General features: G+C 50.3%; 11 protein-coding genes. All 11 read left to right on the forward strand.

The annotated features are described in order from the left end of the window. The first annotated feature begins 42 nt into the window (after window positions 1-42). The 11 genes from glpK (at window position 43) to eno (ending at window position 12,823) form a co-directional block, all read left to right on the forward strand. On the forward strand, window positions 43-1,539 hold the full coding sequence (glpK, locus tag EV210_RS14445; protein ID WP_132081926.1) for a glycerol kinase GlpK: 1,497 nt from the start codon (window positions 43-45) through the stop codon (window positions 1,537-1,539). Window positions 1,540-1,644: 105 nt separating this feature from the next. Beyond that, on the forward strand, window positions 1,645-3,120 hold the full coding sequence (locus EV210_RS14450) for an NAD(P)/FAD-dependent oxidoreductase (RefSeq protein ID WP_132081928.1): 1,476 nt from the start codon (window positions 1,645-1,647) through the stop codon (window positions 3,118-3,120). Next, complete coding sequence (locus EV210_RS14455) at window positions 3,113-4,393, forward strand: NAD(P)/FAD-dependent oxidoreductase (protein ID WP_132081930.1); 1,281 nt, start codon at window positions 3,113-3,115, stop codon at window positions 4,391-4,393. Before EV210_RS14450 ends, EV210_RS14455 begins: the two co-directional genes overlap by 8 nt. After that, window positions 4,390-4,761, forward strand: a complete 372-nt coding sequence (locus EV210_RS14460) for a DUF1667 domain-containing protein (RefSeq protein WP_132081932.1) — start codon at window positions 4,390-4,392, stop codon at window positions 4,759-4,761. Before EV210_RS14455 ends, EV210_RS14460 begins: the two co-directional genes overlap by 4 nt. 26 nt (window positions 4,762-4,787) lie before the next feature. Continuing rightward, window positions 4,788-5,717 (forward strand): glycerophosphodiester phosphodiesterase, encoded by a 930-nt coding sequence (locus tag EV210_RS14465; protein ID WP_132081934.1) that lies wholly within the window; start codon window positions 4,788-4,790, stop codon window positions 5,715-5,717. A 118-nt stretch (window positions 5,718-5,835) separates the two neighbouring features. After that, window positions 5,836-6,900, forward strand: coding sequence for a sugar-binding transcriptional regulator (locus EV210_RS14470; RefSeq protein WP_132081936.1), 1,065 nt, complete (start codon window positions 5,836-5,838; stop codon window positions 6,898-6,900). After that, window positions 6,890-7,897 (forward strand): type I glyceraldehyde-3-phosphate dehydrogenase, encoded by a 1,008-nt coding sequence (gene gap, locus EV210_RS14475; protein WP_132081938.1) that lies wholly within the window; start codon window positions 6,890-6,892, stop codon window positions 7,895-7,897. The genes EV210_RS14470 and gap overlap by 11 nt, the downstream gene beginning before the upstream one ends. A gap of 112 nt (window positions 7,898-8,009) precedes the next feature. Next, entirely contained in the window at window positions 8,010-9,197 is a 1,188-nt protein-coding gene (locus EV210_RS14480; protein ID WP_132081940.1) for a phosphoglycerate kinase, read from the forward strand. A gap of 11 nt (window positions 9,198-9,208) precedes the next feature. Then, window positions 9,209-9,961: a triose-phosphate isomerase gene (tpiA, locus tag EV210_RS14485; protein ID WP_132081942.1), complete on the forward strand. Its 753-nt coding sequence runs from the start codon at window positions 9,209-9,211 to the stop codon at window positions 9,959-9,961. A 13-nt stretch (window positions 9,962-9,974) separates the two neighbouring features. After that, window positions 9,975-11,516, forward strand: coding sequence for a 2,3-bisphosphoglycerate-independent phosphoglycerate mutase (gpmI, locus tag EV210_RS14490; RefSeq protein WP_132081944.1), 1,542 nt, complete (start codon window positions 9,975-9,977; stop codon window positions 11,514-11,516). Between the two features lie 23 nt (window positions 11,517-11,539). Then, window positions 11,540-12,823: a phosphopyruvate hydratase gene (gene eno / locus EV210_RS14495; protein WP_132081946.1), complete on the forward strand. Its 1,284-nt coding sequence runs from the start codon at window positions 11,540-11,542 to the stop codon at window positions 12,821-12,823. The last annotated feature ends 79 nt before the right edge of the window (window positions 12,824-12,902 follow it).

Below are 12,902 nucleotides of genomic sequence, written 5' to 3' on the forward strand. Positions count from 1 at the left end.
GTACAAAATTTAACTTAGCGTAAAATGTAAGGAGTGAAAACAATGACGAAAAAATATGTAATGGCTCTTGACCAGGGCACAACCAGTTCTCGCGCCATTTTGTTTGATCAGCATTCCAATATTGTTGCCGTGGCACAAAAAGAGTTTACGCAGATTTATCCCAAAGCAGGCTGGGTAGAGCATAATGCCGAGGAAATCTGGGGAACTCAAATTGGGGTAGTTGCTGAAGTTATGGCCAAAGCCGGGATTGAAGGCACCGATATTGCCGCAATCGGCATTACCAATCAGCGGGAAACGACCGTTGTATGGGACCGGCACACCGGCAAACCTGTCTATAATGCGATTGTCTGGCAGTCCCGCCAAACTGCCTATATCTGCGACGATCTGAAGGCAAAAGGTTTAGAGCCGCTTTTCCGTCAGAAAACCGGCCTGGTAGTGGATGCTTACTTCTCCGGTACCAAAGTGAAGTGGATACTGGACAACGTAGAAGGCGCCCGGGAAAAAGCCGAGAAGGGTGATTTGCTGTTTGGCACAATTGATACCTGGCTGATCTGGAAATTGACGGGCGGCAATGTTCACGTTACTGATTACTCCAATGCATCCCGCACGCTCATGTACAACATCCGTGAGCTGAAATGGGATGAAGAACTGCTGGAAGCGCTTACTGTACCGGCACAAATGCTGCCAGCAGTCCGGCCGTCGAGTGAAATTTACGGTTATACCGATGCCAGTGTATTCCTGGGAGCCCGCGTACCAATCTCCGGTGCGGCAGGCGACCAGCAGGCAGCTTTGTTTGGTCAGACCTGCTTCCAGCCCGGTATGGCTAAAAATACGTACGGTACAGGCTGCTTTATGCTGATGAATACCGGCGATGCTTTGTATGATTCCAAGAATGGCTTGCTGACGACTATTGCCTGGGGCTTGGACGGTAAAGTAGAATATGCTCTTGAAGGAAGTATCTTCATTGCCGGTGCGGCAATTCAGTGGCTGCGGGATGGGTTGAAAATCCTTGAAGCGGCACCTGACTCGGAATATTTTGCTCAAAAGGTATCCGATGCTGACGGTGTATACGTAGTTCCGGCTTTTGTCGGGCTGGGCGCACCGTATTGGGATATGAAAGCCCGCGGCGCGATTCTGGGTCTTACCCGTGGCACATCTAAGGCTCATATCGTAAGAGCCACGCTTGATTCGCTGGCTTATCAGACGAAAGATGTTTTAAGTGCCATGGAGGCCGATTCCAATATCAAGCTGCAAGCCTTAAAGGTGGATGGCGGCGCAGTAGCCAATAATCTGCTCATGCAGTTCCAGGCGGATATACTAGGGGTACCTGTTGATCGCCCGCAGGTCACGGAAACCACAGCATTGGGAGCCGCTTACCTGGCCGGACTGGCAGTAGGTTTCTGGGCCAGCAAGGACGATCTCGTGAAAAACTGGCAGCTTGATACCCGCTTTGAACCGAAGATGGCCGAAGCAGAGAAAGAAAAGCTGTATAAGGGCTGGCAAAAGGCTGTTAAACGGTCAATGGACTGGGAAGACTAAAATTTAATAGTAAAGAACTAGAGATAAAGAGATGGTTCACATTCAGCGTCTGCATAGTGCAGGCGCTGAAGGACCATCTCTTTTATTAGGAAAGGAGTAACAATTATGCCTCCTATTAAACAGGCAGATATTATTATCATCGGCGGAGGGGTTGTTGGCACCGCAATTGCGCGGGAACTATCCCGCTACCGCCTGAATATTGTAATTGTGGAACGCCAGCCTGATCTGGCTATGGGAACGTCAAAAGCGAACAGCGGTATTTTGCATGCCGGCTTTGATGCTCATCCTGGCACGTTAAAAGGCGAATTGAATGCACGGGGCAATGAAATATACCGCAAGCTGGAAAAAGAACTGGATCTGGATATTCGCTGGGTCGGTTCACTGGTAGTTGCCAAAGATGAAGAGGATCGGCAGGCTTTAGACGAACTATTGGAACGGGGCAAACAAAATGGTGTGCCGGGGCTGGAAATTTTACCGCCCGAGGAAGTGCTGGCCCGTGAGCCTCACTTGGCTCCTGATATTACCGGAGCTCTATGGGCTCCTTCGGCAGGCGTCATCTGTCCATTCCGCGCTACGATTGCTTTTGCCGAAAATGCGGTGCAAAACGGCGCGCAGCTGCTAACGGAATGCGGCGTAAACGCAATTGTCACTGAAAATGGCAAGGTAACCGGTGTGGATACTACATTAGGCTTTATTGGCGCCCGTTTTGTAATCAATGCTGCCGGTGTTCATGCCGATGTACTAAGCCGTACTGCCGGCGATGACAGCTTTTCCATTAAGCCTCGCAAGGGCGAATATATTTTGTTTGACAAAGCCGTCAACTATCTGGTTAATTCGGTGTTGTTTCCCACACCCAGTAAAGTTTCCAAAGGGATTCTTGTTTCCCCTACCGCTCACGGCAATATCTTTATCGGCCCTAACGCCGAGGATGTTGCCGATGCCGACGATCTAGCCACATCTTCGCCAGGGCTGGAGAGCATTATTGCCGGTGCCCGCAAGCTGGTACCGGGCATACCTTTACAAGCGGCTATTGTGCAGTTTGCCGGGTTAAGGGCTGCCGCCGGTTCAGGTGACTTTATTATTAAAGCGTCTGATGCCGTATCCGGCCTGATTCATGCCGCAGGCATCCAGTCGCCAGGACTGAGTGCAGCTCCGGCCATTGCCGAAAAAGTGGTTCATATTTTGCAGGAGCAAGGCTTGGCCATGGAAGAAAAAGAAACGTTTATTGCAGCTACTCTGCCGCGGGTTCACAGCAGTTCATTAAGCTATGAAGCCAAGGAAAAGTTGATTGAAACCAATCCCCTCTATGGCCGGATCATTTGCCGTTGTGAGAGCATTTCCGAAGGCGAAATCGTTGATGCCATTCATAGACCCTGTGGAGCCCGCACGGTTGATGGTGTCAAACGCAGGACAAGAGCTGGATCAGGCCGCTGTCAGGGCGGTTTCTGCGGTCCGAAAGTAACGGCAATTTTAGCTCGTGAACTGGGCATTCCTGTTACTGCGGTGCGCAAGGACTCAAGGCAGTCTTATCTGTTTTATGACAAAATGCCGGTGGAATGTGAGGTGGTCTCTCATGATTGAGCGTGTAGTTGATGTGGCCATTATTGGCGGAGGACCAGCCGGACTGGCAGCTGCGAATGGAGCGGTAGCCAATGGAGCGGAAAAAGTATTAGTCATTGAACGGGATCGTGAGCTGGGCGGCATTTTGCAGCAGTGTATTCATAACGGGTTTGGACTGCATCGCTTTCATGAGGAGCTGACCGGACCAGGCTATGCCAGCCGGTACGTCAAAATGGTGCAAGGACAGCCGCAGATTGAAACAATGCTGGATACGATGGTGCTGGAGGTTGGCGCCGATAAAACGATAATTGCAGTCAATCCCCGGGAGGGTGTTGTCCGGATCAGTGCCAAAGCAGTTATCTTCACAATGGGCTGCCGTGAGCGGACAAGAGGGGCTATCCGTATTCCCGGCCAGCGGCCGGCGGGAGTCTTTACCGCCGGTGCGGCACAGCGCATGGTTAATATGGAAGGATTTCTGCCAGGTAAGAATATTGTCATTTTAGGCTCCGGTGATATCGGGCTGATCATGGCTCGCAGGATGACCCTGGAAGGAGCCAAGGTTCATGCCTGTATCGAGATTATGCCGTATTCTAATGGACTGACTCGTAATGTCGTACAGTGCCTGGAGGATTTTGATATCCCCTTATTCTTGTCACACAGCGTTGTCAAGGTCCATGGCGGCGACCGCATAACCGGTATTACGGTTGCGCAAGTGGGGGACAACAGGCTGCCCATACCGGGAACCGAGTTTGAAATTCCCTGCGACTGCCTGCTGTTGTCGGTGGGACTGATCCCAGAAAATGAACTGTCGAAGAACATTGGTTTGACGATGGATGATATAACGGGTGGACCGGTAGTAGATCAATACCGGCAGACGACATTGTCCGGATTTTTTGCCGCCGGCAATGTTGTTCATGTTCATGATTTAGTTGACTTTGTTTCGGAAGAAGGCGATATTGCCGGTAAATGGGCAGCCCGTTATGGGCAAGGCCAATTGCAGCAGCCGGAACGAGTCATTGCGGTAGAAGCGGGGGAAGGAATCCGTTCCGTAGTTCCCCAGCAGGTTGCCATTACTGCTGATATGCCTGTAGTCCGACTGTTTATGCGGGTAACCGAGCCGCAGCAGAAAATAATCATTGCCATTACGGCAGGCCATGAAAAAATAATGGAGCGCCGTCTGCCTATTGCTAAGCCGGGTGAGATGATTGTTGTCGATATACCGGCGGATAAGGTTAGAGCAGCCGGTGATAAGCTGAGTGTGCAAGTCAAACGTCTAGGGGGTGAAAAGGAATGACGGCTGTCAAGCGGAAATTGAGCTGCATCGTTTGTCCGATGAGCTGTGTCGGCGAAGTGGTACTGGAAGATGGAAAGTTTGCCGGTGTTACCGGTTTGACCTGTCAGCGGGGGAAAGATTATGCCCGGGAGGAAGTTACCTCTCCTAAACGCATGCTCACAACAACCGTACGGGTGACCGGTGGAGAACTAACGTTGCTGCCTGTGGTGTCACGCACTGCCTTGCCCAAAGATAAAGTTTTTGCCAGTGCCCGGTGCTTGTCCGGTGTTACCGTTAAGGCTCCTGTGCGAGAAGGCGACGTTATTTGTGCTAATATTTTAGGCTTAGGAGTAGATATTATTGCGGCCCGTGATGTAGCGGCCAGTTAAAAATCTGCTTTTGCAGGAGGCGTAACATGCATACTTTTGATTTACAGGCCCACCGCGGCGGCAGGATGGCCCGGCCCGAAAACACGCTGGCTGCTTTTGAATACGCCATTCGCCTGGGGGTTTCTACCCTTGAACTCGATATGCATGTTACGGCTGACAATGTTGTAGTAATCAGCCATAACCCGGTGTTGTCCTGGTATTTGGCCCGTGATGAACGCGGCCAATGGATAACACCGGGTTATGAGCCTGTTATTTATGCGATGACCTTTGCAGAGTTACGCCGGTATAACGTTGGGGGAGTTAACCGGGCTTGTACAGATTATTGGACGAAATACGGCCAGTATCAGCAGGCGGTAAAGTGGGAGCCGATTCCGACTTTAGCGGAAGTGTTTACCCTCGTGCAGCACTATGGTGCTGACTCTATCCGCTTCAATATGGAAACCAAATGTTATCCCGGGCACCCTGATTGGAGCCCATTGCCTGCTGAATTCTGCCGGTCTGTTCTGGCTGTTGTGGATCAGTTTGCCATGCGTGACCGGGTGATGATACAGTCCTTTGACTGGCGTACACTTATGGCTAGCAAAAAGCTTGATCCGGCAATACCCTGCGCGGCACTGACTGACAGTGAATGCCGGCAAGCGGATGAAAGCGGGCTGTCACCCTGGCTGGCAGGAATGAATCCGGCTGATTATGATAATAGTATGGTAAGGACGGCAAAAGCTGTAGGGGCAGATGTTCTTTCCCCTTATTACCAGGATGTAGATACATTCATGATGGCAGAGGCTGCTGCCAATCAACTGCCTGTCATACCCTGGACGGTAAATAACCGCCAGGACATGCAGGAATTGATGGATCTAGGTGTTGCCGGCCTCATTACCGACCAGCCTGCGCTGCTGCGTGAAGTAATGAAAGCAAGAAACATGCAGCTGCCACCAGCGTATACAAAAAAATATTAAATTGATAATGGAGCAGGAGTTTTTCTATCCCCAGCGAAGAGTAATAAGTGGTAAGTAATGCTATATTTATCGTGGGACATAATTTGTACCGGTGGGACACGGTAGACCCCGAAGGAGAATGTGCGTGAAAGATGTCGCTCGGCTGCATCGCAAGATTGCGCCAGAACTAATTACAATTATTGAAGACCGGTATAATATTTTGCGACATATTCAGTTTTCGCAGCCTGTTGGCCGGCGGGCACTGGCTGCAATGCTCGACATGGGTGAGCGGGGCATCCGGGCTCAGGTGGATTTTTTGAAAAGTGCCGGTCTGGTGGATTTTACGCCGCTGGGCATGACGATTACCCGTGAGGGAACAGCGATATTAGCTGATTTGGCTGAATATATCCGCCTCATGCATGGCCTGACCGACCTGGAAGAAGAGCTGGCGAGTAAGCTGAAGCTGAAACGAGTGGTCATTATTCCTGGTGACAGTGAAGAAGATCAGGCTGCCCGCCGTGAGTTAGGCAGGGCTGCAGCCGGAGTATTGAGCCAGTATTTAGGAAATAATAGCACAATAGCCGTCAGCGGTGGTTCAACAATGGCGGTGGTTGCAGAAGCTGTCCAGGCTTCAGCAGCAGCGGTAACGGTTGTTCCTGCCCGGGGAGGTCTGGGAGAAGAAGTGGAGTTCCAGGCGAATACGGTGGCCTCTGTAATGGCTGCCAAGCTTGGCGGCAGATACCGGATGCTGCATATTCCGGATGGCTTAAGTGAAAAGTCGCTGGAAATTATCCTGGAAAATGACAGTAACATGCGAATGGTAGCCGATATGATCCGTCATGCCGACATTCTCATACACGGCATCGGTCAGGCCCGGGAAATGGCTGTGCGCAGAAATATGTCTGAGGCCGCTGTAGCTGAGATACTTGCTACCGGAGCTGTTGGTGAGGCATTAGGACATTATTGCAGTCTCCAGGGAGAAATTGTTTATGTTACGAATAGTGTGGGGTTACGTCTGGACGAACTGGAAAGCATCGGACTGGTTGTGGCAGTAGCAGGCGGGAGCGATAAAGCCCAGGCCATCGTAGCTGTAACCAGCGCCGGCGGTCAGTCGGTATTAGTTACCGATGAGGCAGCAGCCAGGAGAGTCCGGACTATTATAAACCATCATAATTTTGAGGAGGAATTCATACATGGCAACTAAAGTTGGTATTAACGGATTTGGCCGTATCGGCCGCAATGTGTTTCGGGCGGCGCTGGGCAACCCGGATGTGGAAATTGTAGCGGTTAATGACCTTACTGATGCAAAAACTCTGGCTCATTTGCTGAAATATGACTCGATACACGGTACGCTGAATGCTGAGGTAAAAGCGGAAGGCGGCAATATCGTCGTTAACGGGAAAACAATTAAAGTTCTTGCTGAGCGGGAACCGGCTAACCTTCCCTGGGGTACGCTGGGAGTAGAGGTTGTTGTTGAGTCAACCGGCCGTTTTACTGACGGTGAAAAAGCTGCTGCCCATCTGAAGGCTGGGGCCAAAAAAGTCATCATTTCCGCTCCTGCCAAGGGCGAAGACATTACCATTGTTATGGGCGTTAATCACGATAAATACGATGCCGCCAAGCATAACGTCATTTCTAATGCTTCCTGCACCACGAACTGCCTGGCTCCTTTCGCCAAAGTGCTTCATGAAAATTTCGGCATTAAGCGCGGTTTGATGACAACTGTTCACTCCTATACAAACGATCAACAAATTCTTGACTTGCCGCATAGTGACCTGCGTCGTGCCCGTGCTGCCGCTATGTCGATCATTCCTACCACTACCGGTGCTGCCAAAGCGGTATCCCTGGTACTGCCTGAACTGAAAGGCAAGCTGAACGGTTTTGCTATGCGCGTGCCTACTCCTAATGTTTCTATTACCGACCTGGTAGTAGAACTGGATAAGGCAGCAACTGCCGAAGAAATTAATGCTGCTTTGAAGAAAGCTGCTGAAGGTGAACTAAAAGGCATCATGGCTTATTCGGATGAGCCGCTGGTATCCCGTGACTACAACGGCAATCCGCACAGCTCCATCGTCGATGGACTGTCAACAATGGTTGTTGAAGGCTCAATGGCGAAAGTTGTTTCCTGGTATGATAACGAATGGGGTTACTCCAATCGTGTAGTAGACTTGATCCGGTTCATCGTCGGCAAAGGTCTGTAAGCAGACAGTATAAATAATGGACAATATGAGATTGCCATAACGCTTCATCGAGAAGTACGGCAATCTCATATTGTCGTTATTTCCCGTTTAGTTGATAAAGGAGGCAGGCGTAGTGAAGAAGAAGACGATCTGCGATGTTAATGTAGCCGGCAAAAAAGTTTTTGTACGGGTAGACTATAATGTTCCGATGGATAAAAGTGGTCAGATTACGGATGATACCCGGATACGGGCAACTTTGCCGACGTTGAAATATTTGCTGGAACAGGGAGCTGCCGTCATTCTTGCCAGCCATCTGGGACGGCCTAAAGGAACTCCTGTTGCCGAATTTTCTCTTGCTCCTGTTGGCAGGAAACTGGCCGAGTTAATTGGCCGGAACGTGGCGTTTTCGCCGGAATGCATTGGCCCAGTGGCTCAATCCCAGGCGAAGGCATTGGAGCCGGGACAGATCTTGCTGTTGGAAAACCTGCGTTTTCATAAGGAAGAAGAAAAGAATGACAGTACGTTTGCCAGTGAGCTTGCCAGTCTTGCCGATATCGCGGTAAATGATGCCTTTGGTGTGTCGCACCGGGCTCATGCCTCTGTAGAGGGGATTACCCGTTTTGTTCCTACCGTAGCTGGCTTTCTGATGGAAAAGGAAATTACTTTTGTCGGAGGCGCGGTGGCAAATGCCGAGCGTCCGTTTGTTGCTATTATCGGCGGAGCAAAGGTCAGTGACAAAATCGGCGTTATTGAAAACCTGCTGCAAAAAGTGGATACGTTGATAATTGGCGGCGGCATGGCCAATACGTTTATTGCGGCAAGTGGTTACGCTACGGGCAAATCATTGGTAGAAGCGGATAAGCTGGACTTGGCCCGGTCGCTCATCGGTCAGGCTGAAAAGCGGGGAGTTAAGCTGCTGCTGCCTACGGATGTAGTGATTGCCGACCGGTTTGCGGCCGACGCAGAGCATAAAGTTGTTGCAGTTAATGCCATTGGCGAGGAATGGATGGCACTTGATATCGGACCGGATTCACAGCTAGCCTTTGCTCAGGCCCTTGCCGGTGCAAAGACGGTTGTCTGGAACGGACCTATGGGCGTCTTTGAGATGGATGCTTTTGCGAAAGGGACTGAAGCGGTAGCCAAAGCGGTGGCTGATTCCGGTGCCGTCAGTATCGTAGGGGGCGGAGATTCGATCGCCGCTCTTGAGAAAACGGGCCTTGCCAGTAAAATCAGCCACATTTCAACAGGCGGCGGTGCTTCGCTCGAATATCTGGAAGGCAAAGTGCTGCCTGGAATAGCCGCTTTGGCTGATAAAGAATAGGAGGGTACGTTATGCGTAAACCCATTATTGCCGGTAACTGGAAAATGCACAAAACGGTTGGTGAGGCGCTTGCCCTGGTGCGGGAATTATGCGGTATTACTGCCGGAGTTGCGGATGTAGAAATTGTTATATGTCCTACGTTTACGGCTTTATATCCCGTACATCTGGCTATTTGTGAAGGGCCGCTGCGATTAGGGGCACAAAATATGCATTGGGAAGCTCAAGGGGCCTTCACCGGAGAAATTGCTCCGGCAATGGTCAAAGAGGTCGGCTGCACATATGTAATCATCGGTCATTCGGAGCGCCGTCAATACTTTGGTGAAACCGATGATACGGTAAACAAAAAAGTAAAAGCTGCCTTTGCTAACGAGCTTATTCCCATCATGTGTGTCGGAGAGACACTGGAACAGCGGGAAGCAGGTATTACCGAGGGCGTAGTAGGCCGTCAGGTCCGGCAAGGCTTAACAGGCCTGTCTGCGGAGCAGGTAGCGGAAATGGTAATTGCCTATGAACCGGTTTGGGCAATCGGTACGGGACGGACTGCTTCTGCTGAGGATGCCAATGCAGTCTGCCGTTTTATCCGTCAGGTAGTTGCCGAAATCACAGGTGCCGAAAGTGCCGAAAAAGTGCGTATCCAATATGGCGGCAGCGTCAAAGGCGAAAATATTGCCGAGTTAATGGCGAAAAGTGACATTGACGGAGCACTTGTCGGTGGTGCCAGCCTGGATGCGGATTCATTTGCAAAAATAGTAAAATTCAAGTAGAGGAGGAGGCAGCTTGGCTAAGTTACAAACCCCTATTGCGCTTGTCATCTTAGATGGCTGGGGTATTGGAAGAAGCGATGATCCCAGCAATGCCATAGCCCTGGCAGAACCGAAGCATATGAAGCAGTTGGCGGAGCTTTATCCTGCAACTACGCTGACCTGCTCCGGTGAAGCCGTCGGGCTGCCTGAAGGTCAGATGGGTAATTCTGAGGTAGGCCATTTAAATATTGGGGCCGGCCGTATTGTTTATCAGGAATTGACCCGCATTTCCAAGGACATCCGGGAAAAACGGTTTTTTGCTAACCCTGTATTTACTGCTGTTATGGAACAGGTCAAACGAAGTGGTTCGGCGCTGCATCTGATGGGCCTGCTGTCTGACGGTGGTGTTCACAGTCACATCACACATCTTTATGCTCTGCTGGAAATGGCAAAAACTGCCGGTATAGACCGTGTATATGTTCATGCTTTTCTAGACGGGCGGGATGTGCCCCCCTCAAGCGGAGTGGATTTTCTACGGCAGCTCGAAGCGAAAATCGCGGAACTGGGAATTGGCCGTGTGGCCACCATTGCCGGACGTTATTATGCAATGGACCGCGATAAACGATGGGAGCGGGTTGAGAAGGCTTACGCCGCGCTCGTTTACCGGGAAGGTGAGCGCGCTGCCGATTCAGCTGCTGCTATTCAGGCTGCGTACAGCCGCACGGAAACAGACGAGTTTGTCCTGCCCACCGTTATTGATGGCTGTGGCGACTGCGGCATAAAAGAGCAGGACGGAGTTATTTTCTTTAATTTCCGGCCTGACCGGGCCCGGCAGCTGACACGTACATTTGTGGATGCATCGTTTGATGGGTTTAACCGTCGCAACGGTTTTTTTCCGCTCCATTTTGCCACGATGACGCAATATGAGGAGTCACTGGATGTGGCAATAGCCTATAAGCCGCAACTGCCGACAAATACGTTAGGTGAAGTATTCAGCAAAGCTGGGCTTCACCAGCTGCGTATCGCTGAAACGGAGAAATACGCGCATGTAACGTATTTCTTCAATGGTGGTGAAGAGGTCCCGTTTCCGAATGAAGAACGCCTGCTTATTCCGTCACCGAAAGTGGCTACTTATGATTTGCAGCCAACAATGAGTGCGGTAGAGGTTACTGAAAAGCTGGTCGCGGAGATACATTCGGGCAAGCACGATTTGATTATTCTTAACTTCGCCAATTGTGATATGGTAGGGCATACAGGCAAGCTTACTGCTGCTGTTCAAGCAGTAACGACTGTTGATCGATGTGTCAGCAAGGTTGTAGAAGCTATGCAGGCACATAACGGAATCGTTCTGATTACGGCTGATCATGGCAATGCTGAAATGCTTGTTGATCCCGTCACCGGCGAACCTTACACGGCTCATACTACCAATCAGGTGCCGCTGCTGTTAGTATCGGACGCCCATCGGGGCAGAACACTGCAGCCCGGAATTCTTGCTGATCTTGCCCCTACTATTCTCGACCTGGCCGGTATAAAAGCTCCGTCTGAAATGACAGGCAAAAGTTTGCTGCTAAAATAAAACGAAAAGTGGAGAGTGAGTATATGTCAATCATTACTGATGTATTTGCCCGCGAAATTATGGACTCCCGTGGTAACCCCACCGTTGAAGTAGACGTTGTGCTGGAAGACGGCATTGTCGGAAGGGCTGCTGTTCCTTCCGGAGCCTCCACCGGTATGTTTGAGGCTGTCGAACTCAGAGATGGCGACAAAGGACGCTATATGGGTAAAGGCGTGCTGAAAGCAGTAGCAAATGTTAACGAAATTATTGCTCCTGAGATTGTAGGCATGGAAGTCATTGATCAAATCGGTATTGATAAAGCGATGATTGCGCTTGATGGTACGCCCAATAAAGCGAAATTGGGTGCTAATGCAATCCTGGGCGTGTCCATGGCTGTTGCCAAAGCGGCTGCCGCTGTTCTGGGTATTTCCCTGTATCAATATCTCGGCGGATTTAATGCAAAACAACTGCCTGTACCGATGATGAATATTTTAAACGGCGGCCAGCATGCCGACAACAATGTGGATATTCAGGAATTTATGGTTATGCCGGTAGGCGCAGGTTCATTTGCAGAAGCTCTTCGCATGGGCGCAGAAGTCTATCATAACCTGAAGAAAGTGCTCCATGACCGTAAGCTGGCCACTGCAATTGGTGATGAAGGCGGCTTTGCGCCTAATTTGGCCTCTAACGAGGAGGCTTTGCAAGTCATTATGGCTGCTATCGAAAAAGCAGGCTATAAACCGGGCGAACAAATTGCCCTGGCTTTGGACGTAGCTTCTTCTGAAATGTTCAAAGACGGTAAATACCATCTCGAAGGCGAAGGGCTTGTTAAAACTCCGGCGGAAATGGTGGAGTATTATGCCGATCTGGTTGCGAAATACCCCATTGTTTCGATTGAAGACGGCATGGCCGAAGAAGATTGGGATGGCTGGAAGCTGCTTACAGAAAAACTTGGCAGCAAAATTCAGCTGGTCGGTGACGATCTGTTCGTAACGAATACTGAGCGCTTAAGCCGCGGTATCAAAGTTGGCGTGGGCAATTCCATTCTGGTCAAAGTCAACCAAATCGGTACCCTGACAGAAACCTTTGATGCTATTGAAATGGCCAAACGGGCTGGTTATACGGCTGTTATTTCTCATCGCTCCGGCGAAACGGAAGATTCCACAATTGCCGATATTGCTGTAGCTGTTAACGCAGGTCAAATCAAGACAGGCGCACCGGCCCGTACCGACCGTGTTGCCAAATACAATCAACTGCTCAGAATTGAAGAAGAATTAAGTGATATGGCTGAGTACAAAGGCCGTGCCGTATTCTACAATCTGAAATAGTAATATAAGACAAGGGAACTTTTTTGTACTGGCGTCGTTCTAATACGGCGCCAGTTCTTTTTAAGATATAGATATGATA

It is taken from the genome of Anaerospora hongkongensis (assembly GCF_004339805.1).
In the GTDB taxonomy this organism is placed as follows: Bacteria; Bacillota; Negativicutes; order Sporomusales; family DSM-15969; genus Anaerospora; species Anaerospora hongkongensis.